This window comes from Paraburkholderia phenazinium (genome assembly GCF_900100735.1).
In the GTDB taxonomy this organism is placed as follows: Bacteria; Pseudomonadota; Gammaproteobacteria; order Burkholderiales; family Burkholderiaceae; genus Paraburkholderia; species Paraburkholderia phenazinia.
This window is the reverse complement of sequence record NZ_FNCJ01000007.1, coordinates 44407-69569: the sequence shown is the minus strand read 5'-3', so window position 1 is coordinate 69569 and position 25163 is coordinate 44407. Positions and strand designations below refer to the sequence as shown.

The window sequence follows — 25163 nt, the reverse complement described above, 5'->3', positions numbered from 1 at the left end:
CAAAGCAGCATAACGAATCTACGAAGCCCGCCCAGTGCGGGCTTTTTGTTTTGACCATGCCTAGGCTCCGGAGCCGAAAGCCCGTCCCCTGTGCGGGTTGGCATGGTCATCCGTGCACAGGGATTTCACAGGGAATACCGTCATGGCAAAGATCTATCTGGCAAATTGCACTCAGCAACACCTCAAGCACTGCTACCGCTTGCGTGAAAGCAACAAGCTTTCGATGGCTGAAATTGATTCTGGCCGGCAAGTACTGGTAGGGGACAACTGGACGGATTCTCAGGTTGAGGGCTTCATTGAGCATCTCGAGAAGTGTGGCTTTCGTCGCGCCAATGAGACGAGCCGCAAACTTCCGGAGTTCGCTGGCCTTCTATACAACGTCAGCAAGCCGGTCGCGGAAGACCAGATTTATCAGGGCAACGAAGCCCTGGTTGAGCATCAGGAATACCGATCGGCGTCGGAAGCAACGAAATCGGCCCTCGCCTTCGACACAGCGAACCGCGCTCCGAAAGATAAGCGCAAACGCCTTGCGAAGATTACTGAAATCACCGTGGAGCAGGACATCCCGCCGCGGCAGAAGGCCACAGGCAATGAGGTGAAGATGCACCTCACCATTGCCGAGGACGGCCATGCGGATAACCGGACCGCCAAGTTGCCGATCTGACTATGGAAACCATGACTCGTGCTGAAGAAGTAAGGGCGCTCATGGCAAAGGGCATGAAGATCACAGTGACCGGGCAATGGTGCGTGTGGGCGTTCGCTCCGCGCAAACTCGCCGAGGTGTGCGGCACGCCGTTCATTGCCGTAATGCCAGCAGCAGCCGACCTGCCTGATTACATGGCTTCTGGCGGTGAAATCGTTCAGACGGCGGTGTAATGAGCTTTGCCAACCCAACCCATCCGAACGTTTCGGACTTCGCTGCATTCGTGCTCGATCAGGGTGTGCCGCCGGCTGATCTGCCTAGCGGCACGCTGAGCACAATCGGCATTGATGTGTCGGGCAACCTGACCGCAACCGGCACCACCGGGACAATCGCAGTCGGGTCGGCGCTGGTTGGCCCCGGCATTCCTGCGAATACATATCTGGTGACGTGGAACGGCGGCACGAATAGCGGAACCGTTTCCCCTGCGCCGCCTGAAGCGATCAATGCGGCGAGCGCATTGACGCTGTCGCCATATCTGCAATGGGCATTCAACATTGCCATTGGCGTGACGCTGATTCCGCCTGCTACCTTGCCGGCGATTCTGTACGTCATGGCAGTCTATAACTTCGGCATGCATCAACTGTTGAAGATCGGACAGGACCAGCCTGGGCAGACATTTTTTACAGCGCAGCGCGCGGCGTTCAAGCTATTGAGTTTCATCGCCGGCCCTGTCGCTGCGTCGGCAGACCAGTCGACGTCGAACACGCTTGTGACTGCCGATTTTCTCAAGGGCCTGACGATGTCCGGCCTGGATCTGATCAAGACGCCATGGGGTCAAGAGTATCTGGCCTATTCCCAGATGTACGGGCCGAATATTGTTGAGGCTAGCTGATGAAGACTTGCACGAAATGTGGCGAGTCTAAGTTTGAGACTGACTTCGGCAAGCATTCGAGTGGCAAGAATGGCCTGAATCCAAAGTGTAAGGCTTGCGTCAATGCACACAGCAAAGCGTGGAAAGAGGCGAATCCGGAGCGCAACAGGAAGGCCATCGCGGACTGGTGGAGGCGCAATCCCGAAAAGAAGAAGACAAAGGATGCGAAGCGCGCCGACTACTTCTCTCAGTATCGAAAGGACAATGCAGGGCGCATCAATGCCAAAAGCGCTAGGCACTATGCTGAGAACAGAGAACTTCGTGCTGAACAGGATCGCCACTGGCGCGCAGAGAATCCGGACAAGACGAAAGCAATCCATGCCAAATGGCGAGCGAGTAATCCCGACAAGGTTGCGGCTCGTAATCATGCCAGGCGCGCGGCTTATGGACAATCGGATGGGTCTCACACTCCGGAAGAACTGATCCAGTTGCTAGAGCGACAGGGCTACCAATGCGCCAATCCAAAGTGCTGCGTTGATCTTCGTGTAGAGAAAAGGCATCTCGATCACAAACAGCCTATCAGCCGTGGCGGGTCAAACTATATTGCCAATCTTCAGTGGTTGTGCGCCTTTTGCAATCTAAGTAAGGGCGCACTTGACTACGAGGATTGGTTGCAAAAGGTCGGCATCGCCCATGAAGAGGCTGCGTAATGGTTACTTTGTGTTTAGGGGTTGTTGACGTCGGGTATTCAGATGGCGAGGGGACCAAGACCACGGGCGACGTGGCAGGCTATCTCGAAGACCAGTATCACATCATGCGCACGTTCCTCGAGCTTTACGAGGATCAGATCGGCGAGTTTCTGGCTGATGCCATGGTGGGCGAAATCGAGAGCATGGCGCAAGGTCGGCCGCTCGCCGTCTTTGGCAAAGACCTGAATACAAGTCTCGGCAAAGTCATGATTTCGGGTGCCAGCGTCAACGGCAAGATTGAGCGGGCCTTCAATAATTACCTTGATCTGCGCGAATGGAAGCAGACCAGCGGCCAAAGTGTTGAGGCCGCGAATCAAGGCGTGAGCCATCGCAAAAAGCAGCCACTCAAGAAGCGTCCGGCCCGTGCAGAGTTCGTCGATACAGGTCTTTACGCCGCATCCTTTCGCGCCTGGACTGAATAATGGGCATCATCAACGAAGCATCTGCAGCGCCCAGCCAGCTAGAGGCTGCGCTTGATAGTGGTCTCGAGCAGATATCCAGCAATCAGACCGTTACGTTCCAGCAGTACACGAAATACACGTTTTCGGAAGACGGCTATGTCTTCTGGGTGGCGACTGGCTATGCGATTCCATTCGCAGGTTCGTTGCACATCCTGTCCGACAGGCAGCAGGACGAAGACCAGACCATCGCCGCGAACCAGATCGTATTCACGGCCGAGCAGGAAGTCTCGCAACTGAACAGCGTTGCCCCTGGAACATTATGGGTCGGCGCCTGGCAGGTTGACGATACGATGCTGCAGGTTGCGTTCTCATCGACCGGAATGAATTATCAGCAGGCCGGACTGTGGCATTACCGCGGATTCGCGGTCTATCCAGCCCTCGCCTCGCAACTGATTGACAGTGCCGCAGATTTGCCGGTTGGTCCGATCGTATCAAACAGCCTGCCTATCTGGCTTGCACAGAACAGTCTGGCGCCGGTCTACCCGTCCTTTCTCGTGCCGGACAACGTTGTGCCGCCCTATATCACAGCGCACATCGATCCGAACCAGACGATTGCGCTGCAAGCGTTCCCACTCTTCGACTGGTCCGGCCGATCGAATCCCAATGCCGATCCGTCGCCTCTCTACGAGGTGCCGAGTTGGCAGTTGATGCGAGACACGGTGAAGTTGACGTTTTACGGATTCACGAATCAGCAGGCAATCCAGTTCTTTGCCGCATTGATGGACTACTCGGTCAACACCGATGACTTTGGCTTCTGCAACTCTCCGGCCATCGTCGACGACAAGCGCACACAGGTCGAAATCGCCGTTCTGGCGATGAAAAAGATCATGGTCATTCAGGCCTCGTACTACCAGGGCACCGCTGATGCAATCGCCCGCCGGCTGATTCTCTCTGCCGGATTCAGTTCCATCACCGTTTCCTAGCTGGGGCATCCCCGCTGGACGTTCCTGCCCGCCGCGCGCGGGCTTTTTTCATTGGAGTCTTCGAAATGCCCCAATATTTCCCGCCCCAACCTGGCGGCAATACCACCACGCTCGACATCACTGCTGCGGCGGTTATCAAGAATTCACCGGGCCGCGTTTATGTCGTCTCGGTCCTGTCTCTTGGAACTGCTGTCGGCGCGATCTTTGACTCTGCATCGACAAGCGGCAATACGGTTGCCAATCAGATCGGAGTGATTCCAGAAGCTGTCGGCACCTACTACTTCTATGGCATCCCCACCGCGACAGGGATTGTCGTAACGCCTCCCACCACAAGCACGATCTCCGTCTCCTGGTCGTAACCCTCAGCTTCACACCCTCCCAGCCCCGCCACTGAGCGGGGTTTCGTTTTTCTGGAGCCTTCATGGCAAACACAATCACGCCGCAGATCGTTAATCTGACAGCGGTTCTCACGGTCGCGCCTGCGCCGTCGCAACTACAGCAGAGCGGCGCGTTTGTGTCTGTGGGCGGCACTACGCTGACGACCGGGACTTATCTCTACTGCAGCCAGCTCTCGGCATTGCAGGCCGTGCTTCAAACCAGCGGCTCGGGCAACTATACCGAACTGAATACCATGGGCACGACGTTCTTCGCCCAAGGTCAATCAGTCGGCGCCTATGTGCTTGAACTGGGCACGCAAACGTCCGGTGCAGCGGGCGTCGAGGCGCTGGGTACGTGGATCACCAATAATCCGGCTACGTTCTACGCTTTCCTCGTCCCTGCTGCATGGGATAACACGTCGGAAGTCGTAGGCAACGTCACGATCACCGCGGGCGGCAGCGGATACACCTCAGCGCCTACGGTTGCATTCTCAGGTGGCGGCGGTGGCACGGGTGCAGCCGGCACGGCAACCATTGCCAACGGCTCGGTAACGGGCGTCACGATCACGAATCCGGGCTCCGGATACACGTCTGCTCCGACCGTCGCATTCAGCGGCGGCAGCGGTACTGGTGCGGCGGGTACCGCAACTCTCGCATCCGAGTTGAATATCGTCGCGTCGCAATACTCAAGCCCGACGAGTCGCACATATTTCTTTGTGACGACCACCGTTGCCAACGTGGGCACGTACGCGCCGAACAAGAGCGTCTATGCGTTCGTGCCGAGTCCGACCGCAACTTCGCAGGAATTCGGTGCCGCTGCCCACTTCTATCAGTGGCTGGTGAACAACCCGAGCGCGACGAGTCCACTTGCTCCGATGGCCTATCGCTTCCTGACGGGCGTCACGCCATGGCCGGCAACGGGCTACGCAGCGAACATCCAGACGGTCCTCACCGCATTCGGCAATATCAACCTCGTCCCGCCGCAGGGTGGCATCACCAACACCTGTATTTTCAAGGGCATGACGATGGATGGATCGCAGTCGTCATGGTGGTATGGGATCGACTGGTATCAGATCCGGGTTGTCAATGATCTGGCGCTCGAGGTCATCAATGGCTCGAACGAAGAGCCCCCGCTGCTGTATGACCAGAACGGGATCAACCAGTTGGCCGCGACAGCGCAGAGCGATCTGAATGTCGCGATCTCGTTCGGTTGCGCATTGACCGGCACCGTGACGGCGCAGTCGTTCCAGGCCTATACGACGGCGAACCCTGCCAATTACAAAGCGGGCATCTACCAAGGCCTCGGCGTGAACATCGTCGGCCAGAACGGCTTCCTCCAGGTCGGCGTCCAACTCGACGCTATTCAGTTCGCTTAACAGGACACCATAAATGCCTACCCAAAATCCCGGGATCGCCCGTGGCGTCCTGAATCGCGTCCGGTGCTCGGTGGTCGTGCCGGGCTTCGCGTCGCTGAATATTATCCCCGCGAACATGGGCCGCGCACTGGCCCGCATCTCGTTTTCTGACAACCTGGTCAACCAGATTCCGACCGGTACAGGCCTTGTGAATTCGCCGGAGCCGTTCATTCGCGCGACCATCACGATTGCGCTGCTGCGCACGCAGCAAATCTCGGTATCCTGGATGTCGCAGATTCTCACGGACAGCAACATCGGCGAAGCAACGATCTATAGCGATTCGTCGATCTTCCCGCCGATCGCTCTGCAGGATGTCGTTGCGAATCACATTGATCCAGGTCCGTTCGATGGCACCAATCCTGACTTCACGCTCGTGTTGGCTGGTGCGCTGCCGGTGAACTCGTCGTTGTGGACATACTGATGCAGATCACAGATAACCTGAATCTCGCGCTGCCATTCGGCGACGGGCTCACGGCTTTCCACAGTCCGATCTCGCGTGCCATCTACGAACAGAACTATGGCGTCATCAACGCCACCAGGGCCGCGCTTTCCAGGAAAGGCATCCATTACCAGATGGGTTCCGGCCCTCGCATCGCCAACCTTGTGTTGAAAGACGAGGGGCTGAAAGACGCGGCCGAGCGTGACAGCCTGGACGCACAGGGGCAGCCACTTGATGGGCGCACCCCCGCTCTGCTCGCTGAAATCAAGCGCTTGACGACCGTTCTCGTTCCTGGCGCCTCCGGCTATGAAAACATGCCGATCGACGTCGCTATCTCGCAAGGCAAGATTGACGCCGAAGACTGGTCCGAGCTCGAGGCGGCTCTAGTTTTTTTTACGTGTCATGTGATGCCCGCCAAGAAGATGGATCGGATGGGCATCGCAAAAGCAACGGCTTCAGTAGCGGGTGGGTCGATTACATCGTCCACACCTATGGACCTGGCCGCTTCCTTGCAGACCTCGACGAAGGTCGAGCCTACACCGAAGCCGGTATCGTCGCTGCCTGTCTGAGATACGTTTCGCGAGAAGGGTTTGCCGAGTTCGCCGAACGGAATGAAATCCCCTTCCATAGCGCCCGAGAGTTCCGGGAGCGACTCATTCTCGAAGCACTTCGCGGATCCATCACATGAGCAATAAGCCGATCATTGAGGTCGATGTCAATGACCAGCAGTTTCGCTCCTTCTACGAACTCTTCAAGCAGTACTCGACGCAGGTCGAGGAAATGCCTGACGATTGGAAGAAGATCAACGGCGCGACGGCAGAAGCGGGCAAATCGGTAAGCGATTTTGCGAAGCACTCAGACACATCGAAAGAAGCGCTGATGATCGCCGCCATCCAGGCTGACGCGATCGGCAAATCGGTTGGCGTGGCAATCAAGGCGCAGAAGGAGTTCGCCAGCGTCGCGCGTAATGGCAGTTCCGAGCTCGAGAAGATGGCAAAGCATGCCAAAACCCTCGGCTCCGAAGTGTTCGGCATCGGCAAGTTTTTGATGAAGATCGGAACGCTGGGGTTTGGCTTGACCGGGCTAGGCGCCATCCTTTCTGGTCTGGGTTTGCGCGATCTCGCGCGTTCGGCTATTTCGACGCAGGGCGAGGCGCGTAGCATCGGCGTCACAACCGGGCAACTTTCAGCCTTCCAGACGGACTTTGGGCGTTACGTCGATCCGTCGATCCTGAATCGTGCGGCCGATGCGCAATCGGACATGCGCAAGCTTCCGTACGCGATGCTGGCGACCGGCCAAAGCATGTCGGCCATCCAGAACGAAAGCCCCGATGAGCTATCGCTGCGCATGATGCAGCGCGCGCACGACTGGTTTAGCAAGACGCCGGTCGCAATGCGCAACGCCCAGACGCTCCGCGGCACCGGTCTTGACCAGTTCATGTCGTTCGAGGAAGTGCGCAAACTTGGCGCCATGACGCCGCAGGAATTCTCCGAAGCGAGAGCGAATTACGGCAAGGATGTGAAGTCCTTCAATGTCTCGGACAAAAGCACGGACGCATGGTACGGATTCGAGCGGGAAGTTGAGGCGGCCGGCAAGCTACTGAAGACGGATCTGACAGACCGCCTGGCTGAGTTGGCGCCGAATCTGAAGGAGTTTGTTAGCGGTCTGAGCGATGACGCCAAGATTCTGATTGACGACGTCCTGTCACCACAGAATCTGAGGGCGGCCGGCGATGGATTGCATGAGTTGGCAACCTATCTTGGCTCGCCTCAATTCCGGCAGGATATGCGGTATTTGGCAGGTCTCGTAGGCGATGTCGCGGGAGCCATGCGCAAGGCAGCAAAATTCCTGGGCATCGACACTGGGTCTTCTTCGAGCACTGGCGGCTCGCTTGATGCCAATGAAGTCCAGCGCGAAACGCATGGCACTGTTGCCGGATTCTCTGCTGCAATGAACAGCAATGCGGCGAAGTATCAAGCGCTGTCGCCTACCCTTGTCGACAAGCTTGCAGGCACCGTCCAGAAGATGGGCGGGGAGCCGAGCTATTTCGGAGCATTCGAAAAATCGCAGTCGCTCCCGGCAGGGCTGCTGTACGCACAGGAAATGGTTGAGTCGCGTGGAAAAATCGGCGCACTGTCGCCGAAAGGTGCCATGGGTCCGTTCCAGTTCATGCCCGACACGGCCAATCAATACGGGCTGCAGGATCCGTACAACCTTCACGATTCAGCCGCCGCGGCCGCTCGGATGATGGGCGACCTGACGCGAAAGTACAAGGGAGATATCCGGAAGGCGCTGGCTGGGTACAACTGGGGCACTGGCAACCTCGACAAGGACATCGCGAAGAACGGCGCGAGTTGGGAGCAGCATCTCCCGGCCGAGACCCGCAGCTACCTGAACAAGATCACAACCGCGCTTGCACAGAAGTCGACGGTGAATCTCAAGGTGGATGTCAAAAACGACACATCGGCGCGAGTGGCTGTGTCGACTAACGCGGCGGCGACTGGATCATGAGCACAGCAAACACTCTCGGCAATGCTGCGCGGGTGGCTTATGACCTGGCGTACCAGACAAGCCCAATTATCTTCAATGGCGGCCTGTTCGCATCGGCGCTAGGCGGCATGGCGCCGATCCTGACTGCACTCGGAAGCCTGGTCAACGATGTGACGGGATCTGACACGGCGCCCACCGTCAAGTTTGTGCCGATCCCAGGCGGCACAGCGATCAGCAATACGGCTGCGACCTACCCTTTCGCAAACCGTTTTGTGGCCGGCAATGCCGTCATCCGCAATCCGAAGAATATTTCGCTGCTGATGATTGCTCCGGTCAATTCGACGGGTGGCTACCTGCTTAAGCAGGCGCTGTTCATGGCACTGCAAAGCACCTTCGAGGCGCACACCGCAGCGGGCGGGACGTATCACGTCATGACGCCGTCATATCCGTACTTCGATTGCATCATGACGGGCATGACAGATGTCACGAGCGGCGAAGGGTACCAGCAGCAGGCTCAGTGGCAGATCGATTTTGTGCAGCCGCTGGTCACGCAGCAGCAAGCCCAGACCGCTTTCAACGGGATGCTATCCATGATCTCGGGCGGTCAGCAACTCACAACCTCGTCATGGTCTGATGCTGCGTCTGTCGCCGGCACGCCTGTTCAGGGCACGTCCGCTCTTTTCGGTATCTACCCCTCTTCATGACGACCATTCCATTCGCTCCGTCGCCCACACAAACGCCGCCCTTTCAGGTAACGGTGACGCTTGATAGCGTGCCGTACAACCTCACGGCGATGTGGAATTTCGCGGCGCAGCGCTGGTATGTATCGCTTGTGAATGCGTCGGGAAGCGTGGCCTGGTATGGAGCATTAGTCGGCTCGCCATTGAACTACGACATTCCGCTCGCGCCCGGGATATTCACGACGAGCACGATCCTTTACCGCGAGGACAGCGGCAACTTCGAAATCACGCCATAAATGCGCTTCTACGAGATCGACCTGTACGCACCGGGCAGCACGACGCCAACGCGCACCTGGACATCCTTTCCGGGTGGGCAGTTCGATCCAGGCGCATTGAATGTCGAGTTTGATCTGACGGTCGCCCCTTACGGAACGCCGATTGGCGGTCAATCAGTCACAATCGAAGGAATATCGATTGCCGACCTGATGCAGCCGCAGCAGTTTGCCCCGCAGATCGTTAATGGTGTGCAGCAGCCCGGCATGACGTTCGTGCTGAAGGGCGGCATGGGAAAGGGGCTTCCGCTCGCCAATCCCGCCCAGCAAGGAACCTTACTCAAGGGGCAGATATGGCAGGCCTTCGGCAACTGGGAAGGCACAGAGATGACGCTCGATTTCGTCATCAACCCGGGCGGCTATGATTCAGACAATCCCGGCAACTTCGTCCTGAACTGGCAGGCAGGTCAGCCGCTTTCGACGGCGCTTCAAAATTGCCTGTCGGTCGCCTATCCCAACACGCCGTTGACGGTGAACATCAGCAATCAACTCGTGCAGTCGGACCAGGAAGTGCATCACTGCGGCACGCTCGAGGAGTTGGCGCAGTACGTTCAAGGCATCACGAATGGGCAGTTTCTGGGTCCGACCTATCCGGGCGTTCAGATCGCCATGCAAGGCGGCGCACTCTCGGTATTTGATAGCACGTGGCAATCGCCTACTGTTCAACTCAACTTCGCGGATCTGGTCGGGCAGCCCACCTGGATTGACGTCAACACGCTTCAGGTGAAACTGGTGATGCGCGGCGATCTCCAGATCGGAACCACGGTGAAGATGCCGACAGGACTTTCAGGGCAAGTCGGGCAGGTGCTTACCTCAGGTAATTCATTGCCGTCGAGCGCCAATTACGTGACGACATTCTCCGGTTCGTTCCAGATTGTCGAGATGCGTCACGTCGGCAATTTCCGTTCCGGTGACGGCCGCTCCTGGGTAACAATCATCAACTGCGTGCCGTACTCGAATGGCTGACAACTTCGCAAAGCTCTGGCTCCAGAAGAACCAGAACCAGCTGGCCATCAATCGGGCTGCGCAGGAGATCCAGAAGCAGGGCCGCGCCCTACCTTGCCGCGTGACTCAGGTCATAGGGGCGGTCGTGACTGTCGAATTCGAGATGGATACGGCACCATGGACGCTGCCGCCGATCACGATCCCGAAGGCGGAGAGCAACTGGGTGCGCATGCCGACACAGGTTGGAGACTTCGGATATACCGCGCCGGCAGATGTCTATCTCGGCGGAATCTCGGGGCTTGGCAAAGGCATCGCCAGTTTTCTTCGCCGCGGCAACCTGTCGAATCTGGTCTTTACGCCGGTCAGCAACGCAAACTCCCCGCCGATCGACCCGAATGCCGCTCAAGTGCAGGGGCCAAACGGCGCGATTATCCGGACGACAACTGGCCCGACATCGTCAATCGTTACGAATTCAAGTGGCACGACCATCACATTCGAGACCACTACCCTGGTCATTAACGCCTCTGGCATCACGTTGACGGTCGGCGGTCAGACGTTCACATGGGGCGGGACGGAGGCGGTATCGACTCTGCCAATCCAGGCGCCGGACGTCATCCTGCCGAATGGCGCGGTGAATGGTCACTATCACCCCGGGGTGCAGACTGGTACCGGCAATACTGGCACGATGACTGGCTAGGCGTGATTCCACCATGCGCCGGCCTTGCCGATAACATAAACCACGGCCCCGCCCAGCAAGGCGATTCCTGCTGCATACCCGTGGTGATTGAAAAACAGAACTGGCGTGCCGATGACCACGGATGCGGCGCCAAGCGCAATCATTGCCTTGTAAGGTTTACCGGTTCTCTGAATCGTTTGTGTCATTGCTTTCCTCTCGCTTCCTGAAATCGTCTGGGTTGAACCTCGGGCACACATCGCACATCTTGGCGACGCCTTCGGCCTGAATCTGGTCTCGTACCGAGGCCTGGTGATGTTCCTGCGCTTGAAACCATTGCAGCATGTGTTTGCAGGGGAAGGTGTAAATTCCCTCGTCCGACTGCGCAGTGATATGCCGGAACATCGGGTGAATCCGCTCTAGTTTGATGAGTTGGACGATCGGGAAATATGGCGTATCGATAGTTCGGTGACAGTGCGCCCGAAAGTCGCTTGCCGCACATGACTCAGAAAAACATTGGAGTACGGCCTCAATATCGTACGCCTGCTTCATTTCCCCGATGATCATCCGCCCGCGCGCGTAGAAGTGAGTCCCCTTCCATCCGCGCACGTAATGGATCAGATCCATCGCGCGAATGGCCCCTTCCAGGGTCTGGGGAAAGCCAGCCACATAGATTTTCAATGATTCGAGATCGCGCTCCACGAGCAGGGGCGCGAGTTTCGCCACGTCCATCGCCAGATCAAACGCCCCCGAGCGACTCTTCACGAACACGACAAGCGCTAGATATTCGCGCGACAGGTCGCACAGGCTCTCGTGCGTGAAAAAGTTGGCCGGACGGGTATCAAACATAGCAAAGGTTAAGCAATGCGTGCATGGGGGCGAACGTATAACGAAAACGGCACCTATCAATGGGTGGCTGTCACGACTCAGGAAAATGGCCTGAACGACGCCTTCTACATTACAGCGCTCGCGCAGTGCATAAAGCTGAATCTCGGAGAAAGCCCGATTTACGCGAATGCGGGAATTCCGCAGTACACCACGATCATGACCCAGACGTTCCCGGACTTCTATATGTCCAGGATACAGCAACAGTATGCCCAGTACTTCGCTTCGCTAACGATCACCCGCGTTCCGGGGTCGTTGCCGCCTCAGTATAACGTGCGCGCCGTGACTCATTCCGGCGCCATCATCAGCCAGAACATTCCCACATGACGCTACCTGTCATCATGACCGCGAGCGGCCCCGTGCCGAACTCGCCGGCCGCGCTCAACAGCGACCTCATTGCCACGGTAGAGGCAGAAGACGCGGGATTTACAGCCAATCTCCCTGGTCTTCTTCTCGAAGACCTGACCTCGACCGGCACGGCCATGCTGGCGCAGATGGACCAGGCGCGCGTGGATGCGATTGATAGCGTCACGCCGTACGGGGCGAATGCCTTCATTCTCGCCCAACAAGGCGTCATGCTCGGCATTCCACAAGGCCAGCCGACGAATACGAGCGTGCTGGTCGTCTTCACCGACACCAGTGCGCCCGGGTATGTGCTGCCGCAGGGATTCATTGTCGGCGATGGAACGTATCAGTACGTCTTGCAGGATGGCGGCGTACTTGCATCCAATGGCGTCAGCGCGCCTCTGCTCGCGGTGGCAAACCAGAGTGGGACGTGGGCGGTGCCAGAAGGCTCGGTGACGCAGATCGTCACCTCCCTGCCGACGCCGTACAACGAGACCATGACGGTCACAAATCCGCAGGCCGGAACCCCGTCCACTTCGACCGAAACCGTACCGAGCTACCGCTCGCGGATCATCGTCGCAAATCAGGTGGCAGGACAGGGAACGCCTGACTATATCCAGTCGCTCCTCATGGACGTGCCCGGCGTGATTCCGCGCCTCGTCTCCATCCTGCAATCCACGTTTGGCTGGGAAGTGCTGTGCGGTGGCGGTGACCCTTACCAGGTGGCTGGCGCGATCTACCTTGGTGTGCTGGATCTCTCGACCATCGTCGGCTCGAACACGACCGCGCGCAACGTTACAGCAACGATCACTTCATCTCCGAACCAGTACAACGTCACCTATGTCAATCCGCCGCAGCAAGTCGTGACGGTCTCGGTGATTTGGAACACCAATTTGTCGAATTTCACGGCGGGCGCACAGGTCAATCAGTTGGGTGCCCCGGCAATTCAGAGCTACGTGAACAGCATCGTAGTTGGCCAGCCGATGAATCTGAATGCGATGTCCGCGGCGTTTCAGGCCGCAATTGCATCAGTGTTGCCCGTGGCGAACCTTTCGGCCTTCACGGTAACGGTCACGATCAACGGATCCGTTGTCACGCCAGAAGCTGGGACGGGAATTATCCTGGGCGACCCTGAATCCTATTTTCAGGCGTCGAACACGGCTGTGACAGTTACACAAGGTTAGGCATGACGACCGAATCCTTTAGCGCCTCGCCGCTGGCGACGGTGGTGCCTACTTATGTGTACGCCCAATACGCCGACGATCCAGATATTCAGGCCTTCTTTGCCGGGGTCAATACTACGGCCCAAGGTTATGTGGACTGGTTCAACGCGACGCCTCTGTCGGTCTACACCTCGGCGAACATAAACGGCCCGCTGCTCGACTGGATCGGTCAAGGAATCTACGGAATCAGCCGGCCGGTTATCTCAACGCTAATGTCGAGATCGTATGGGGCATACAACACCGTCCCGTACAACACGCTGCCATACGGAACGCGCAAACACATCAATTCAGGGACTGCACAAGCCGCCAGTGACGACATCTATAAGCGGACACTCACCTGGCACACCTACCTGGGCGACGGCCGGCAAATGTCGATCCAGTGGCTGCGCATGAGAGTGGCCCGTTTCATCTTCGGCGCGAACGGTTCGGATATTCCAGTCGAGGATTCGTTTCAGATAAGCATCGAGCGGTCCTCGACGGGCTTCAGCGGAGCATTTGGGAGTGCCGCCTACAACACCCAAGCCTACAACACCCGCAAGACCCGAAACAACCTCGCCGCACGGTCGATAACCATTACAGTCCCGGCCGGCCAGAACTCGCAGATATTCCAGGCACTGGTCAACGAAGGGTATCTCGCCCTTCCCTTTCAGGTGCGCTTCACCGTCATCGTCGCCTGACACCGCAACACTCCATTCATAGCCCGCCACTGAGCGGGCTTTTTCTTTTGGGCAAACCAAATGGCGCAATTCGTCATCGCGAACAACGTTAATACCCAACTTGCCGCGGCATTGCCCGCGTCGGGTGCGGGGTCGACCACGGTAGTGCTGGCAAGCAGCACAAACCTGCCGCCGCTCAACACCGCGATCGGCCAGCAGATGCCGCTCACACTCAATGATGCAGCGACAGGCGCGATCTATGAAATCGTCTACGTGACCGCCATCAGTGGTGCGACATTGACGGTGCTTCGTGGGCAGGAAGGTACGTCTGCGCTGAACTGGAACGTGGGCGATTTCGCATTCTGCGGCCCCACTGCGGGCACGGTCGGGCTCACGACCATGCGCACGCAGTATCAGGCATCGGCGTCGTTCAGTTCATCGCAGACCCTGACCGCTGCCATTGCGGGCGAGTCGGTTGGCTTCACCGGGACTTCTGCGGCTACATTCTCGATGCCCGGTCAATCGACCGTTCCGTCACTTACGCCTACGGCCGTCTACAACGATGGCACGGCAGCACTCACCCTGACGGCTAACGGTAGCGACAAGTTCGTCGTAGCAACCGGTCAGGTGACGTCAATCGTCATGCAACCCGGCGATGATCTCTCGTTCTACGCCTCGACCACAAGCGGGCAATGGCAGGCAACCGCCGGCTCCGCGCTGCGCCAGTACGAACCGCTAGTCGTTGGTGCCGCCACCGCATCCCAGCATGCCATGCAGCTTGGGCAGGCGACGGGGCGGCTTATCAGCGTCCGCGTATTCACCGCGAGTGGTACCTATACGCCTACTGCGGGTACAAATAGCGTCGATGTTGAGTTGGTCGGTGGTGGCGGTGGCGGTGGCGGAACTGTGGCAACCGGATCATCCGCAGTCTCAATCGGCGGCGGCGGTGGGGCGGGCGCATACTCTCGCGCCCGATTCACAACCGGATTTTCGGGCGTAACGATGACCGTTGGCGCCGCTGGCACGGGTGGCGCATCGGGCGGCGGCACTGGTGGCACGGGCGGATCTACCTCGTTCGGCGCATTGATGGGAGCTAACGGCGGATTTGGCGGCCAGGGCGGTTCAAGTAGTGCCCCCGTTTATGTGCAGGCGGGTGGTGCCGGGGGTGCTGCTGGAACGGGTAATATTCTTGCGCAGAGTGGGCAACCGGGACAGCCTTCGACTGCGGCCGCTTTGGGGTCATTTCTTTCCGGTGGCGGTGCGCCTACAAAATTCGGCGGGGGTGGCGCGCCGATTGGCACAAACACGCTACCCGGCAATCCTGCAGGCGCATATGGTGCTGGCGGCGGTGGCGCAGGCAATGGGGCAAGCACGTCGGCTCAAACGGGGGGCGCGGGAGGCCAAGGCGTGATTATCATTACCGAATACTTCTAAGGATATCGCATGACGATCAGCACATACGCCGTGGTTGAGAATGGCGCGGTAACAAACGTCATTTTATGGGATGGCCAATCTGGTTGGGAGCCTCCCGCGGGCACTACGGCGCACCCCTTGCCTGATGGCTCGCCCGCTACCATTGGATATCTGTTCGACGGAACAAGCTACACAGCGCCGCCGGCAACGCCCAAGACGCCTTCCTGATTTCAAGCGAGCGGAGTATCGGCGCGCAGGCTACAGGTAAAATGGATGAAGTCGGCTGTCTCGTAATTGTCTAACGGCACCTGTTCGCTGAGTTGTTGGGCTTTTTGCTTGTCCTCTTCCGATAAAACTTCCGAGCGTCGGCGGATCTTGAAGGATTCTGTCGCGCAAAATATCGTGTGATGCAGACCCGCGTGCACGTGAAAACCCAATTGTTCAAGTTTTTCCTTAAGGCCAGCGGCAGACGGGATGGCGATATGGCGCGGTGCTTCTAGGCCGCGCCACTCTTTACCGAAATAATGACGGAAAGCGCTTTGCGAATTGGGCAGAGACAACAAGATAGTTCCGTTGGGATTCAGCACGGATTTCATCAAATTCAGTAGATGAATCGGATCATAGGTGTGCTCCAGAATATGGGAGCAAAACAGGCAATCGAATTTGTCGTCCAGATTACCCACTTGCTCAAACCCTCCGTTGATAACTCGCAGCCCTTTGCTTTGCGCGATTTCGCAGGCCTTGCTATCCAGATCAATGCCCAAGGTTTGCCAGCCCATCTGTTTGGCCTGCAACAGGAAGTCTCCGCTGCCACAGCCTATGTCGAGTAACTTGCCAGGCTGAATTTGTGCCAGTTCCAGCAGGCCGAAAGGAATAAAAAATTTTCCTTTCAGCGGGCTGATTAATGGTGCGGCGAACCCCGGTAAATGCAGGCGTGGACTTAGACGTATGCCATGCCAGTGCTTGTAGCATTCGTTCCGCAAGGCTGACTTAAAATTCTGGGCCAATCCGCGAAGGCCCGATACGCCATGCGTGTAGTAGTTTCCATAGGCCCTGCCTATGCTTTGCGGTGTCGGCCGGGGGTCGAGGTAAAGTGATTGGCACTCTGAGCAATTCCAATATGCCCATTTGCCGGGTGCGCAATAGAATGCCCAGTCCTGCGCATCAGCATAGGCGAGTTCGCGCTGACTGCTGCCGCAATAAGGACAGGCAGCCACCGCCTCCAGATCGGACTCCGGCCATGATTCTTCGATAACGGCTGTCGTGCTCATTCTTTTTCTTTGGTGGAGTGGTGCTCGGACTGCTCATGCGGGTCTGGCGTGACGAGACGACCTTTCTCGCGGTGAAGGATGGCTAGATCCCTGTCGGTGGTATGCATCACATCGCCGGTTTCGAATTCGACGCGGTATGTCACTTCTTTTGTGTCGTCCGTCATCCCGTGCTCCCTGAGCGAAAGCGCTAATTTACCAGAAGCTGCGGCTCCAGCCTCAGAAGCGGTATTTGATGAAAAGAGAGTCAACCGAATGCCAGATCGGCGGTGCCGGGTTCGATGTGCTCGACTTCATAAAAAAGTGTTGATAGACGAGCGAGAACGGTCCGCGCGAGACCGATGCGCCGACGACCGCACCGACACGCCACCCATCAGTGCTCGCGAGGCGCATGCTGATCGGGGGCGCGCCGGCTGAATACTGGATGTTATTGACGTTCTCAACCCAGGTCGTGCGGTATAGGGACGGTCCGGCCTCGACGCCGAGGCGCCACTTTCCAATGTCGTAGTGCGGCTCCAGCGCAATGAAAGCAACCTGCGCATGCCCGCTGCCGCTGTAGTCGGCCAGCGGCAGACATGTCCCATTACAAGACTTTGTTTTCGAATTGTAATTGCTGTCCAAAGGCACAGCGAGTGCATCTGTGTGAACCGACCCGAGCCACGCCCAGTCCGCGTGCCAATCGACACCCCAGTTTGCTGATTGCCAGACAGGGCCGGTTAGGCCGGTCTCGAATGCTGGCGCTTCGAGGCGCAGCTTGTGTGGGAAAGCATCCTGGAGCCAGAGACCGTCCGGCCCTTTGCTGTAGACGGATGCACCAATACCGGCTTCAAACTGGAACCAGCTTTCAGCGCTGGCGGTTGATGCTGCGAGGGCGAGCGACGCCACCACGACCCCCGTCGTGATATTCTCGAACATGATTCGTTTCCTTACGTCAGAGTTTGGTTTCGGGTCATCAGCGCCTCGCCGGTTGCCGCCGTGCGGGGCGCTCCTATTCATAAAACGTTTTTCGATGCAGTTATTGTGATTCACAAACCTCCTAAAGACAAGGAGTTTTTGTGATTCTTTTTCTCGTGTACAATCCGGGAATGGAAACGAAACCCAAACACCCCGGCGGACGACCGCGTCTACCGGACGAACAGAAGCAGGTGCAGCGATCGATTCGGCTGTCACCTGAGTTATGGGCGAAGATCGACGCATACGGCCTTGACTGGCTACGCCAACTGATACAGCGCGCGAAGCCACCGCCAGACAAATAACGAAACCGGCCCCGAGCCGGTTTTTTTACGTCCATACCACATACAAGCCGCCCCGAGCGGCTTTTTATTTTCTACCCGGGGCCTCATGGACACCAAAGAAATGATTGCAGAGAACGAACAGCGCATTGCCGTCCACGAGGCGGTTTGCGCGGAACGGTACCAGGGAATCATCGACAAGTTCACGCGCGGCGAGAAGCGAATGCAGCGCATCGAATACATCATTTATTTCCTGCTGCTCGTCCTGCTGTTTGGGCCGGCGGGTGCTTTCAAGGCGTTTGAGGCGTTATTGAAGTGAGGTAACCATGCAAGTCTCCCCCAACGGAATCGCACTCACGAAGAAATTCGAATCGTGCCGGCTGACTGCCTATCCGGATCCGGGTACTGGTGCGGAGCCTTGGACGTGTGGCTGGGGATCGACTGGGCCGGACATTACCCAGGGCACAGTCTGGACGCAGGCGCAGGCCGATTCGCGGCTTGAAGAAGGCCTCAATCGCGCCGGCCAAGCTGTGAATGGCCTCGTCCATGTCGTGGTGAATCAGAACCAGTTCGATAGCTTGTGTGATTTTGTCTACAACGTGGGCGCGGGCAACTTCCGGTCGTCCACGCTGCTACGTCTTCTGAATGCTGGCGACTTCGCTGGCGCCGCTCAACAGTTCGCGCGATGGAATCTGGCGGCCGGCCACGTCTTACCCGGCCTCGTCGCTCGACGCGCAGCAGAACAGGCGCTGTTCAATACGCCAGTCTGATCCCGAATCCCCTCACCTCAAATTATCCCCTGCGATCCAATCGCAAGGTATAACGCGCCGCCTTGAGCGGCTATTTTGCTTTCTGGGCCAGCATGAACGAAACAATCGATTTCCTGGTGAATCAGGGAGCCGACTGGAGCTACGTCGCTTTCATCCAGAACGACCCAGTCAACCCTACGACCCCGACGAATCCCGCGAACGCCGTCAATCTCTCTGGCTGTTCCGCAGTCATGACGGCTGCGGCCTGCCTCGGCTCGCCGGTCAACATCTTTCAGCTTTCGACTGCCGCAGGAACGCTCGTCATCAACGTTGCGGCCGGCTCAATTGCGTGGAATGTACCCGCCTCGATGACGTCGACTTTCACGCCAACAGGACTGCCCGCCCCACTCCAGACCGGCGGCACTGCGTTCCAGATGGGGTTTTACACAATGAAAGTAACGAACGCCGCCGGCGCAGTCGTGCGCGAGTTCAGCGGCAAGCTTTATCTCAACCTGGACGTTTGAGGCAAACATGACAATTGTTGTTGGCATTCCCGGGCCACAGGGTGCGCCTGGACTCTCGTTGCAGGGTACATACAACCCGAATACGACCTACACGCAAGGGCAGGCCGTCAATTATGAGGGCGCTTGCTGGGCCGCGCTTCAGTCCGTTCAGGGCGTCACTCCGGGTACGGCACCGCTCCAGTGGATGCTAGTTGTAGAGGCCCCCGCAATGGTTGGCTCAACCGGCACCGTCGCTGGCACGGCTGGCTCGGTCCCCGCTCCCGCAGCAGATCGTCAGGGCGCATTCCTCCGCGGTGATGGCGCGTGGACCCCCGGCGCAGTCTCGGGACTGACCTACAACGGCGCAGGCCAACTGACTGGCTATACCGAAGACGGCATTGCGTACGAACTCGCCTACAACACGGACGGCACGCTAAACACCATCACCGGCGGCGGCTCGGTCGGCACCGTTTCCTATAGCTCCGGCGCACCGACCGGCATCTCCTATACCTAAGAGGCGCGAATGTCCTTTCTTTCGTACGTTATCAATCTGCCAGCAAAGCTCGGCCGTGCAGCAAGTGCTGGGAGTGTATCGGTCACGCTTGCGAGCGATGATGCAGCAGTGGCTGCGCTCGATGCGATTGAGGCAAGCACGGCGGCGGGTTCCACGGCGGCCAATCAGACTGCGGGAAATACGCTCCTTACCGCAATTTCATCTGCTCTGGCAGGCATCCTTTCGGTCTTCACGAAGAACGTCCAGGTCACAGGCAACCTGACCGTCGCGGACCCCACAGGCAATACCGCAGGCAGCACGGTGACGATCAATACCGATTCCATCGGTGGATTGGGTATCAAGATCGCTGGTAGCGGTGTCGGCACGATCCTGTTTCAGGGATCGGTGGATGGCGTCACGTGGGACAACCCGAAGGTCTACCCGATCAGTGTGGGTGCGCAGGGCGTTACCAGCACTACCACGATTGGTGACTTCGAAGCCAACCCGGGGGCGTTCAAGCAATTCCGCGTCTGCCTGAGCGCGCTCAGCTCTGGCACATTCAGCGTTACGTTCAACGGCACCGCAGCGATCAAGCACGTCGGCGTAAAGAATGGCAATGCGGCGGATCTGAATGCGACGGTCGTATCTGCGGGGTCGGTGGGTCAGGATCATTCGGCCAATCAACCAGCGCTGCCCGTCGTCGGCCAGCCTTTTGCCGCCGCAGGCCCATACGCCAGTTACGTCCTGATCGCAACCGTTCCCGCATCCCCATCCCGCAACAACGTCGATATCGAAAACACGAGCGGCGCCCAGATCGCCGTGGTGCGCGATGACGGTACTGCCGCGAGCGGTGCGGCACCGGCCAATGCCAGCGTGTTTGCGCTCGGAGGTGGATCGGCTGCCGGCGCTCAGGGCGGCGCATGGTCATCGCAGACATTCAAAGGGCGGCTGCAAATCTACGCACCGTCTTCAACCGCAATCGTTTCTGTGATGGTGGACTGATATGGGATCGTCACTTCCTCCGTTCGGCAGTTCCAGTCCCGTTGCGGATTCAGGCAATACCGTATCTCGCCCATTGTCGAACTGGCTTTCGGACACGTCGCGTCGGCGCAACTGGCCGATGGAGGTGGCGCTCGCGAACGTCATGCCGATCATGGCCGCACCGCCCACGACAAGTCTCAACAAGGGAAGCGGCATCTCTACCGTTGGCGTATCTGCGGCGGGGACGGGGTATGTCGTCGGTGACATGATCACGCTGGCAGCCGGAACGTACACGACGGCTGGCGTCGTTGAGGTGTCAGGGATTGGCGCGGGCGGCTCCATTACGAGCGCATTCGTCATTACCCCGGGCGTCTATCAAGCGAATCCTACGAATCCTGTTGCGCAGAGTTCCACGACTGGCGTTGGTACGGGCGCCACCTTCACGCTTGGCTTTAACGCTGGTGTGATGTCGACTTGCGCGAACGCCGTGTACTGGCAGCGTGCGGTGAGCAACGGCACGTATCGCTATACGGGTTATTCCATTGGTGATGTCACGAGCGGATATCTCGGCAGTGTCGCAAATAACGGTGTCGCGACTCTCGTTGAATGGGAGTCGGACGAGGCGCACTTCGATATCAAGCTCACCGGTAACAACTCTCTGTACATGTTGTTCATCCGCGTCAATGGGCAATGGCAGCGGATCAGTTCGGCAGGTTTCTCGACTGATGCGAGCGGCGCGCCGTATCTGCTGACGGTGGACTGGGCTGGCGTTTTTCAACCCCGTTCGTACAAACTGGTGGGCGTCAACACGGCATTCGGTGGCATTTACACAAACTCTACTGGATCGGTCTGGTATCCCGGCGAGCCTCGCAAACCGTTAGCCCTGATCTTTGGCGACAGCTACACCTACGGCACGGATGCAAGCAGCCCGGCTGCCGCTAACTGTTGCATTGCTTATGCCGCACTCGGTCTCGAGGTGCTAGCCAACGGCATTGGCGGCTCCGGCTGGAACACGACCGGCAGCAATGCTGCACTGACTCGCGTGCAAAGCATCCTGTCGACCTTGCAGGTGTCAACGCCGCAGGGAACTGCTGTTCCGATCGTCCCGCAATACGTTCAGCTTGATCTGGGCTACAACGACGCAGGTAGCAGTATGACGACGCTCTCCTCAACCATGGTCGCCTGCGTCCAGGCCATCCAGGCAGCGTGGCCGACAACCAGAATCTGGGTCATGGGCCCCGCCACGCCACTCGGGACGACGACCAATCTTAGCCTTGTGCGCACAGCGGTGATGGCGGTTGCCGCGCAGTTCAACTTTCCGTTTGTCGACGTGCTGAATTTCGTCACTTCAGCAAATCACGGGCGCTATACGAGCGCGAGCGACAACACACATCCGAACGGCGATGCCGGCAATGAATATCTTGCTGGACGAAAAGCGCCTTTGATTGCCTCCATTCTCTAAGGACCGCTCATGTCTCTTATCGGAAGCGCGATTCAAATCCTCAATGGCGGGGCGCAACTGTCCTATAGCTCTGGCGATAACGCAGTCATCGTCGCCACGGACAACTACAACAACTGCTGGGCCGACTTTCGCAGTTCTGGTAACGCCAATGTTGTGCAGCCGGGCGTGTGGGTCGTCGGCAAAGTCACGGACGGATCGTTCGAGTTGACCGGGCAAACACCGCCGACGCTGCAGCCGATTCCTGCCGAAGTAGAGGCATGGATCGAGGCGGTCAATACGCGCAGCCCCGACTGATCCTCATCCTCTCCAATCACAAGCCGCCTTCGGGCGGTTTTTTCGTTTACGGCCATGACCACAAAAATCTTTCCTAAAACGCTGCACACCTTCGATCTCACGGATCTCGCTGAATACACGAAGGAGGGCAGCTATTCACCCAACGCGTCGAAAGACTTCCACATGTTCTACGTGGGGCGCGACGACGTGCATAACATCCTCAAGCACGTGCTGTCGCGCGTGACCGTCTCGCTCTACCTGAACATGTTCGGGTTCGACGATGAGGAGCTCAACGACGTCCTCATGAAGATCGTCCACGATCGGTCGATCACATGCGTGATCACGCTCGACAAGTCGCAAGCCGGGGGCGTGCACGAAAAACGGCTGCTCGAGTCGGATGCCGCAAAGGATCCGGTGGGCTTCTCGACGCACTTCGTTCTTGGCCAGTCGGCCACACACCAGATCAGCCACACGAAGGGCTTTGTCGCTGATGGCAAGGTCGGCGCCGAAGGCTCGACGAACTGGAGTGCATCAGGCGAGGGCACTTTCGTCGTGAAGGGCGCGGCCGGCGGCGTCGGGTACCGCGCGCAAAACAACACTCAATCCGTTTTCACCGATCCCGATGCTGTGGCTCGGTTCCAGGCCGAATTGCTGGCCGAACACATGGCGGCGCAACACGGCGTCGCATCGAAGCGCAAGCGCGCAAGGACTAAAGCATGAACAACGCACTCGTCAGCGGCGGCATTGGCGTCGCATCGGGCTCGGTTGCAGCCCTCATCCAATGGCTGTTCACCTCTGCAGGCCATCCGGTACCAGCCGAGGTGTTACCGATCCTCACCGGCGCATTCGTGTGGGCTGGCCATCTGGCTAAGCCGTACATCGAGAAGAAGTTCGGCGCCACGCCGGCTACTCCCGCGCAGTAATCCCCGGCCGCTCCGCGGCATCTTCTGAAGGAAATTCCATGTTCCGCACTATCGCCGTTGTTCTGGCGGGCGCAGTCGCGTTCGCCTTCGCTGGCTGCTCAGCACCCCAGCAAGCCCAGGTTCTCACTGTCGCCCAGCAGGTCAATGCACAGATCACGAAGGTGTGTGATGTGTACAACCCCATTGCTGCGGACGTGACAGCGCTCTATCCGACTGTGACAAATCCCGACGTCGCGCTAGGCATGTCCGCCGTAGCTGGGCTGTGTGCAAATAACGCGGCCATCAACGTCACGTCGCTGCAAACCATCTCACAGACCGTGCTTCCTGCTGCGGTCAAGGGGTTGGCTACTGCGGGCCTGAGTGCCGCCGATCAAACGAAGCTTGGCAATCTGTTGACAATTGCCAATCTGGCGGTTGCCGCGGCTTATGCGGCGTATGGCACGCCGACTGCCGCTGCTGCTCCTGCCGCTTCGGCACCGGTTGCAGCCTCGCAATGAATGCGCGGGACTACGCCGCGCTCGCCCAGGCAGCCTACGACGATCCGCCAGATATCGGCATTGCGGATAGCGCTTCCCGGGCGATCGTGCGAGAGACTGCGGGCGGTCTGGTTGTGGCGTTCCGTGGGTCGGATGACCTCGACTCGTGGATACACAACCTCGACGCAGTGCCGGTTTCGGTTCCGGGTATGGGTGACTGCCATCAGGGTTTTTACTTTGCCTGGCAAGCTATTGCGGATCAGGTGATAGCGGCAGTGGGGAGCAAGCCAGTGACACTGGCCGGTCATTCCCTTGGCGGTTCATTAAGCCTGCTCGCTGCTGCTGCCCTGACGCTCGCTGGTAAGCCGCCGATTGCCGTGTACGCTTTCGAGCCAGCTCGCGTGAGTTTCGACCTGACCTTGCGAAACCTGATGTCAAAGGTTCCTCTTCACCTTTGGCGGAACGGGTCGGATCCTGTGCCCAACCTTCCTCTCGGCGGAATGCATCCCGGTCGACTGACGCACATCGGCAAACCGGCGGGGATCATTCCCGTCATTGCCGATCACCTCTTGCCGAACGTCACGGCAAATTTGCCACAGTCTTGATAGCCCACAGTGCAGCACCCACCCCGCTTTTGCTTCGCCAGAAGCTACCAGCCGATCCTGCGGGGTCGGCTCACCCCTCTCTAGCCAGCCTTGTGCTGCGCGTCAGTCCAAATACAATCCCTTGATTTCCCATCCAAGTTCACGCATGCGATCCACGCCAGTTCCCCGATAGCCCTCTTTCATGGCCTGGGCCAAGACTCTCGAATATACTTCCGACTCGTTGCGGCCAGCATACTGCGCGAGCACAATCCAGATGCCATCTTCCACGCCTGCGGCCACGTATGCAACCGGCTTGCGCTGCTCCTGGTATTTCAGGTATTCGCCGATCCTTTCGCGGGCCTGCTGCGCTTTCTGCGCCTCATCGCTGCTGCCTGACTTCATCGGGTTGAGTGCGTCGAAAGCATCTCGCAGCAATCGTTCTTCAATCTCGGTCATTGTCCCTCCGGACGCCCTTCAAGCGTCTCCGATGCCTCTAGCTGCTCAACGTAGGCTTCCTGTAGCCTGCCGTGATCGCAGTTCCATAGCCCCGACTCCCGGTCAAACTCAGGATATCCCTCGTACCACATCCAGCGACCGTTTTCGTCCATCGCGACGAATTTTGCCCAGTATGGGGCGCTGCCCCATTTCGGCTTTCGCGGATCATCGCCCATACAATCTCCTACGCAAGTAGCGCGTCAT

The 25163-nt window shown here is 58.3% G+C and carries 37 protein-coding genes; 30 read left to right on the top strand and 7 right to left on the bottom strand.

Annotated features, from left to right (window positions below):
• Positions 1-142: 142 nt before the first annotated feature.
• The 15 genes from BLQ92_RS17220 (at position 143) to BLQ92_RS17155 (ending at position 11022) form a co-directional block, all read left to right on the top strand.
• Entirely contained in the window at positions 143-664 is a 522-nt protein-coding gene (locus tag BLQ92_RS17220) for a hypothetical protein (protein ID WP_090685743.1), read from the top strand.
• Positions 665-666: 2 nt separating this feature from the next.
• Positions 667-876: a hypothetical protein gene (locus tag BLQ92_RS39410; protein WP_143016609.1), complete on the top strand. Its 210-nt coding sequence runs from the start codon at positions 667-669 to the stop codon at positions 874-876.
• Positions 876-1535 carry a hypothetical protein gene (locus tag BLQ92_RS17215; protein WP_090685742.1) on the top strand — a complete coding sequence of 220 codons (660 nt, stop codon included), beginning with the start codon at positions 876-878 and terminating at the stop codon, positions 1533-1535. The genes BLQ92_RS39410 and BLQ92_RS17215 overlap by 1 nt, the downstream gene beginning before the upstream one ends.
• A complete protein-coding gene (locus BLQ92_RS17210; RefSeq protein ID WP_090685741.1) occupies positions 1535-2224 on the top strand; it encodes an HNH endonuclease in 690 nt (229 codons plus the stop codon). Before BLQ92_RS17215 ends, BLQ92_RS17210 begins: the two co-directional genes overlap by 1 nt.
• Positions 2224-2685: a hypothetical protein gene (locus tag BLQ92_RS17205; RefSeq protein WP_244896655.1), complete on the top strand. Its 462-nt coding sequence runs from the start codon at positions 2224-2226 to the stop codon at positions 2683-2685. The genes BLQ92_RS17210 and BLQ92_RS17205 overlap by 1 nt, the downstream gene beginning before the upstream one ends.
• Positions 2685-3647: a hypothetical protein gene (locus tag BLQ92_RS17200; protein ID WP_090685740.1), complete on the top strand. Its 963-nt coding sequence runs from the start codon at positions 2685-2687 to the stop codon at positions 3645-3647. The genes BLQ92_RS17205 and BLQ92_RS17200 overlap by 1 nt, the downstream gene beginning before the upstream one ends.
• Before the next feature lie 65 nt (positions 3648-3712).
• Complete coding sequence (locus tag BLQ92_RS17195) at positions 3713-4006, top strand: hypothetical protein (protein WP_090685739.1); 294 nt, start codon at positions 3713-3715, stop codon at positions 4004-4006.
• Between the two features lie 62 nt (positions 4007-4068).
• Complete coding sequence (locus BLQ92_RS17190; RefSeq protein WP_090685738.1) at positions 4069-5400, top strand: hypothetical protein; 1332 nt, start codon at positions 4069-4071, stop codon at positions 5398-5400.
• 13 nt (positions 5401-5413) lie between these two features.
• Positions 5414-5860, top strand: coding sequence for a hypothetical protein (locus BLQ92_RS17185; protein WP_090685737.1), 447 nt, complete (start codon positions 5414-5416; stop codon positions 5858-5860).
• The gene (locus BLQ92_RS17180; RefSeq protein ID WP_244896654.1) at positions 5860-6447 is read left to right on the top strand and encodes a hypothetical protein; all 588 of its coding nucleotides are present in this window, start codon (positions 5860-5862) and stop codon (positions 6445-6447) included. Before BLQ92_RS17185 ends, BLQ92_RS17180 begins: the two co-directional genes overlap by 1 nt.
• Before the next feature lie 115 nt (positions 6448-6562).
• Positions 6563-8389: a lytic transglycosylase domain-containing protein gene (locus tag BLQ92_RS17175; RefSeq protein ID WP_090685736.1), complete on the top strand. Its 1827-nt coding sequence runs from the start codon at positions 6563-6565 to the stop codon at positions 8387-8389.
• Between the two features lie 107 nt (positions 8390-8496).
• The gene (locus tag BLQ92_RS17170; RefSeq protein WP_244896653.1) at positions 8497-9072 is read left to right on the top strand and encodes a hypothetical protein; all 576 of its coding nucleotides are present in this window, start codon (positions 8497-8499) and stop codon (positions 9070-9072) included.
• Positions 9069-9344, top strand: coding sequence for a phage baseplate plug family protein (locus tag BLQ92_RS17165; RefSeq protein ID WP_090685734.1), 276 nt, complete (start codon positions 9069-9071; stop codon positions 9342-9344). The genes BLQ92_RS17170 and BLQ92_RS17165 overlap by 4 nt, the downstream gene beginning before the upstream one ends.
• Positions 9345-10346 (top strand): hypothetical protein, encoded by a 1002-nt coding sequence (locus BLQ92_RS17160; protein WP_244896652.1) that lies wholly within the window; start codon positions 9345-9347, stop codon positions 10344-10346. It begins immediately after the preceding gene.
• Complete coding sequence (locus BLQ92_RS17155; protein ID WP_090685733.1) at positions 10339-11022, top strand: hypothetical protein; 684 nt, start codon at positions 10339-10341, stop codon at positions 11020-11022. Before BLQ92_RS17160 ends, BLQ92_RS17155 begins: the two co-directional genes overlap by 8 nt.
• On the opposite strand, the gene BLQ92_RS39405 is transcribed toward BLQ92_RS17155, so the two are convergent.
• Both BLQ92_RS39405 and BLQ92_RS17150 read right to left on the bottom strand, forming a co-directional pair.
• A complete protein-coding gene (locus BLQ92_RS39405; RefSeq protein WP_143016608.1) occupies positions 11019-11207 on the bottom strand; it encodes a hypothetical protein in 189 nt (62 codons plus the stop codon). The genes BLQ92_RS17155 and BLQ92_RS39405 overlap by 4 nt on opposite strands.
• Entirely contained in the window at positions 11179-11847 is a 669-nt protein-coding gene (locus BLQ92_RS17150; RefSeq protein ID WP_090685732.1) for a hypothetical protein, read from the bottom strand. Before BLQ92_RS17150 ends, BLQ92_RS39405 begins: the two co-directional genes overlap by 29 nt.
• A gap of 15 nt (positions 11848-11862) precedes the next feature.
• Between BLQ92_RS17150 and BLQ92_RS17145 the strand changes: the two genes are divergently transcribed.
• From BLQ92_RS17145 to BLQ92_RS17130, 4 genes are read left to right on the top strand one after another with little or no spacing between them, the layout of a single operon-like run.
• Positions 11863-12210, top strand: a complete 348-nt coding sequence (locus BLQ92_RS17145; protein ID WP_090685731.1) for a hypothetical protein — start codon at positions 11863-11865, stop codon at positions 12208-12210.
• 14 nt (positions 12211-12224) lie between these two features.
• The gene (locus tag BLQ92_RS17140; RefSeq protein ID WP_090685978.1) at positions 12225-13412 is read left to right on the top strand and encodes a hypothetical protein; all 1188 of its coding nucleotides are present in this window, start codon (positions 12225-12227) and stop codon (positions 13410-13412) included.
• Between the two features lie 2 nt (positions 13413-13414).
• Positions 13415-14128 (top strand): hypothetical protein, encoded by a 714-nt coding sequence (locus tag BLQ92_RS17135; RefSeq protein ID WP_090685730.1) that lies wholly within the window; start codon positions 13415-13417, stop codon positions 14126-14128.
• Between the two features lie 60 nt (positions 14129-14188).
• Positions 14189-15541, top strand: a complete 1353-nt coding sequence (locus BLQ92_RS17130) for a glycine-rich domain-containing protein (protein WP_090685729.1) — start codon at positions 14189-14191, stop codon at positions 15539-15541.
• Positions 15542-15750: 209 nt separating this feature from the next.
• Here the strand turns inward: BLQ92_RS17130 and BLQ92_RS17125 are convergent, their stop codons facing one another.
• From BLQ92_RS17125 to BLQ92_RS17120, 3 genes are read right to left on the bottom strand one after another with little or no spacing between them, the layout of a single operon-like run.
• Positions 15751-16791, bottom strand: coding sequence for a class I SAM-dependent methyltransferase (locus BLQ92_RS17125; protein WP_090685728.1), 1041 nt, complete (start codon positions 16789-16791; stop codon positions 15751-15753).
• The gene (locus BLQ92_RS40025) at positions 16788-16955 is read right to left on the bottom strand and encodes a hypothetical protein (protein WP_176860763.1); all 168 of its coding nucleotides are present in this window, start codon (positions 16953-16955) and stop codon (positions 16788-16790) included. Before BLQ92_RS40025 ends, BLQ92_RS17125 begins: the two co-directional genes overlap by 4 nt.
• A 52-nt stretch (positions 16956-17007) precedes the next feature.
• Positions 17008-17703 (bottom strand): hypothetical protein, encoded by a 696-nt coding sequence (locus tag BLQ92_RS17120; RefSeq protein ID WP_090685727.1) that lies wholly within the window; start codon positions 17701-17703, stop codon positions 17008-17010.
• Between the two features lie 426 nt (positions 17704-18129).
• Here BLQ92_RS17120 and BLQ92_RS17115 point away from each other — a divergent pair, with 426 nt between their 5' ends.
• From BLQ92_RS17115 to BLQ92_RS17065, 11 genes are all read left to right on the top strand, one after another.
• Positions 18130-18339: a hypothetical protein gene (locus tag BLQ92_RS17115; protein WP_090685726.1), complete on the top strand. Its 210-nt coding sequence runs from the start codon at positions 18130-18132 to the stop codon at positions 18337-18339.
• Positions 18340-18346: 7 nt separating this feature from the next.
• Entirely contained in the window at positions 18347-18790 is a 444-nt protein-coding gene (locus BLQ92_RS17110) for a lysozyme (protein WP_090685725.1), read from the top strand.
• Between the two features lie 62 nt (positions 18791-18852).
• Entirely contained in the window at positions 18853-19293 is a 441-nt protein-coding gene (locus tag BLQ92_RS17105) for a hypothetical protein (RefSeq protein WP_090685724.1), read from the top strand.
• A 7-nt stretch (positions 19294-19300) separates the two neighbouring features.
• On the top strand, positions 19301-19786 hold the full coding sequence (locus tag BLQ92_RS39400; protein WP_143016607.1) for a hypothetical protein: 486 nt from the start codon (positions 19301-19303) through the stop codon (positions 19784-19786).
• A gap of 108 nt (positions 19787-19894) precedes the next feature.
• Positions 19895-20767: a hypothetical protein gene (locus BLQ92_RS17095; RefSeq protein ID WP_143016606.1), complete on the top strand. Its 873-nt coding sequence runs from the start codon at positions 19895-19897 to the stop codon at positions 20765-20767.
• Positions 20768-20885: 118 nt separating this feature from the next.
• Positions 20886-22208, top strand: coding sequence for a GDSL-type esterase/lipase family protein (locus tag BLQ92_RS17090; protein WP_176860762.1), 1323 nt, complete (start codon positions 20886-20888; stop codon positions 22206-22208).
• A gap of 9 nt (positions 22209-22217) precedes the next feature.
• The gene (locus BLQ92_RS17085; RefSeq protein ID WP_090685720.1) at positions 22218-22502 is read left to right on the top strand and encodes a hypothetical protein; all 285 of its coding nucleotides are present in this window, start codon (positions 22218-22220) and stop codon (positions 22500-22502) included.
• Positions 22503-22556: 54 nt separating this feature from the next.
• Positions 22557-23201 (top strand): phospholipase D-like domain-containing protein, encoded by a 645-nt coding sequence (locus BLQ92_RS17080; protein WP_090685719.1) that lies wholly within the window; start codon positions 22557-22559, stop codon positions 23199-23201.
• Positions 23198-23404, top strand: coding sequence for a hypothetical protein (locus BLQ92_RS17075; protein WP_090685718.1), 207 nt, complete (start codon positions 23198-23200; stop codon positions 23402-23404). Before BLQ92_RS17080 ends, BLQ92_RS17075 begins: the two co-directional genes overlap by 4 nt.
• A gap of 38 nt (positions 23405-23442) precedes the next feature.
• Positions 23443-23901: a hypothetical protein gene (locus tag BLQ92_RS17070; RefSeq protein WP_090685717.1), complete on the top strand. Its 459-nt coding sequence runs from the start codon at positions 23443-23445 to the stop codon at positions 23899-23901.
• Positions 23898-24485, top strand: coding sequence for a lipase family protein (locus BLQ92_RS17065; RefSeq protein ID WP_090685716.1), 588 nt, complete (start codon positions 23898-23900; stop codon positions 24483-24485). The genes BLQ92_RS17070 and BLQ92_RS17065 overlap by 4 nt, the downstream gene beginning before the upstream one ends.
• Positions 24486-24587: 102 nt before the next feature.
• Here BLQ92_RS17065 and BLQ92_RS17060 read toward each other — a convergent pair whose 3' ends face one another.
• Both BLQ92_RS17060 and BLQ92_RS17055 read right to left on the bottom strand, forming a co-directional pair.
• The gene (locus BLQ92_RS17060; RefSeq protein ID WP_090685715.1) at positions 24588-24920 is read right to left on the bottom strand and encodes a hypothetical protein; all 333 of its coding nucleotides are present in this window, start codon (positions 24918-24920) and stop codon (positions 24588-24590) included.
• Positions 24917-25135: a hypothetical protein gene (locus BLQ92_RS17055; protein WP_090685714.1), complete on the bottom strand. Its 219-nt coding sequence runs from the start codon at positions 25133-25135 to the stop codon at positions 24917-24919. The genes BLQ92_RS17060 and BLQ92_RS17055 overlap by 4 nt, the downstream gene beginning before the upstream one ends.
• Positions 25136-25163 lie beyond the last annotated feature (28 nt).

Coding starts and splice junctions, on each gene's coding strand:
- BLQ92_RS17220 (WP_090685743.1), top strand. CDS start 143: ATGGCAAAGATCTATCTGGCAAATTGCACTCAGCAACACCTCAAGCAC.
- BLQ92_RS39410 (WP_143016609.1), top strand. CDS start 667: ATGGAAACCATGACTCGTGCTGAAGAAGTAAGGGCGCTCATGGCAAAG.
- BLQ92_RS17215 (WP_090685742.1), top strand. CDS start 876: ATGAGCTTTGCCAACCCAACCCATCCGAACGTTTCGGACTTCGCTGCA.
- BLQ92_RS17210 (WP_090685741.1), top strand. CDS start 1,535: ATGAAGACTTGCACGAAATGTGGCGAGTCTAAGTTTGAGACTGACTTC.
- BLQ92_RS17205 (WP_244896655.1), top strand. CDS start 2,224: ATGGTTACTTTGTGTTTAGGGGTTGTTGACGTCGGGTATTCAGATGGC.
- BLQ92_RS17200 (WP_090685740.1), top strand. CDS start 2,685: ATGGGCATCATCAACGAAGCATCTGCAGCGCCCAGCCAGCTAGAGGCT.
- BLQ92_RS17195 (WP_090685739.1), top strand. CDS start 3,713: ATGCCCCAATATTTCCCGCCCCAACCTGGCGGCAATACCACCACGCTC.
- BLQ92_RS17190 (WP_090685738.1), top strand. CDS start 4,069: ATGGCAAACACAATCACGCCGCAGATCGTTAATCTGACAGCGGTTCTC.
- BLQ92_RS17185 (WP_090685737.1), top strand. CDS start 5,414: ATGCCTACCCAAAATCCCGGGATCGCCCGTGGCGTCCTGAATCGCGTC.
- BLQ92_RS17180 (WP_244896654.1), top strand. CDS start 5,860: ATGCAGATCACAGATAACCTGAATCTCGCGCTGCCATTCGGCGACGGG.
- BLQ92_RS17175 (WP_090685736.1), top strand. CDS start 6,563: ATGAGCAATAAGCCGATCATTGAGGTCGATGTCAATGACCAGCAGTTT.
- BLQ92_RS17170 (WP_244896653.1), top strand. CDS start 8,497: ATGGCGCCGATCCTGACTGCACTCGGAAGCCTGGTCAACGATGTGACG.
- BLQ92_RS17165 (WP_090685734.1), top strand. CDS start 9,069: ATGACGACCATTCCATTCGCTCCGTCGCCCACACAAACGCCGCCCTTT.
- BLQ92_RS17160 (WP_244896652.1), top strand. CDS start 9,345: ATGCGCTTCTACGAGATCGACCTGTACGCACCGGGCAGCACGACGCCA.
- BLQ92_RS17155 (WP_090685733.1), top strand. CDS start 10,339: ATGGCTGACAACTTCGCAAAGCTCTGGCTCCAGAAGAACCAGAACCAG.
- BLQ92_RS39405 (WP_143016608.1), bottom strand. CDS start 11,207: ATGACACAAACGATTCAGAGAACCGGTAAACCTTACAAGGCAATGATT.
- BLQ92_RS17150 (WP_090685732.1), bottom strand. CDS start 11,847: ATGTTTGATACCCGTCCGGCCAACTTTTTCACGCACGAGAGCCTGTGC.
- BLQ92_RS17145 (WP_090685731.1), top strand. CDS start 11,863: ATGCGTGCATGGGGGCGAACGTATAACGAAAACGGCACCTATCAATGG.
- BLQ92_RS17140 (WP_090685978.1), top strand. CDS start 12,225: ATGACCGCGAGCGGCCCCGTGCCGAACTCGCCGGCCGCGCTCAACAGC.
- BLQ92_RS17135 (WP_090685730.1), top strand. CDS start 13,415: ATGACGACCGAATCCTTTAGCGCCTCGCCGCTGGCGACGGTGGTGCCT.
- BLQ92_RS17130 (WP_090685729.1), top strand. CDS start 14,189: ATGGCGCAATTCGTCATCGCGAACAACGTTAATACCCAACTTGCCGCG.
- BLQ92_RS17125 (WP_090685728.1), bottom strand. CDS start 16,791: ATGAGCACGACAGCCGTTATCGAAGAATCATGGCCGGAGTCCGATCTG.
- BLQ92_RS40025 (WP_176860763.1), bottom strand. CDS start 16,955: ATGACGGACGACACAAAAGAAGTGACATACCGCGTCGAATTCGAAACC.
- BLQ92_RS17120 (WP_090685727.1), bottom strand. CDS start 17,703: ATGTTCGAGAATATCACGACGGGGGTCGTGGTGGCGTCGCTCGCCCTC.
- BLQ92_RS17115 (WP_090685726.1), top strand. CDS start 18,130: ATGGACACCAAAGAAATGATTGCAGAGAACGAACAGCGCATTGCCGTC.
- BLQ92_RS17110 (WP_090685725.1), top strand. CDS start 18,347: ATGCAAGTCTCCCCCAACGGAATCGCACTCACGAAGAAATTCGAATCG.
- BLQ92_RS39400 (WP_143016607.1), top strand. CDS start 19,301: ATGACAATTGTTGTTGGCATTCCCGGGCCACAGGGTGCGCCTGGACTC.
- BLQ92_RS17090 (WP_176860762.1), top strand. CDS start 20,886: ATGGAGGTGGCGCTCGCGAACGTCATGCCGATCATGGCCGCACCGCCC.
- BLQ92_RS17085 (WP_090685720.1), top strand. CDS start 22,218: ATGTCTCTTATCGGAAGCGCGATTCAAATCCTCAATGGCGGGGCGCAA.
- BLQ92_RS17080 (WP_090685719.1), top strand. CDS start 22,557: ATGACCACAAAAATCTTTCCTAAAACGCTGCACACCTTCGATCTCACG.
- BLQ92_RS17075 (WP_090685718.1), top strand. CDS start 23,198: ATGAACAACGCACTCGTCAGCGGCGGCATTGGCGTCGCATCGGGCTCG.
- BLQ92_RS17070 (WP_090685717.1), top strand. CDS start 23,443: ATGTTCCGCACTATCGCCGTTGTTCTGGCGGGCGCAGTCGCGTTCGCC.
- BLQ92_RS17065 (WP_090685716.1), top strand. CDS start 23,898: ATGAATGCGCGGGACTACGCCGCGCTCGCCCAGGCAGCCTACGACGAT.
- BLQ92_RS17060 (WP_090685715.1), bottom strand. CDS start 24,920: ATGACCGAGATTGAAGAACGATTGCTGCGAGATGCTTTCGACGCACTC.
- BLQ92_RS17055 (WP_090685714.1), bottom strand. CDS start 25,135: ATGGGCGATGATCCGCGAAAGCCGAAATGGGGCAGCGCCCCATACTGG.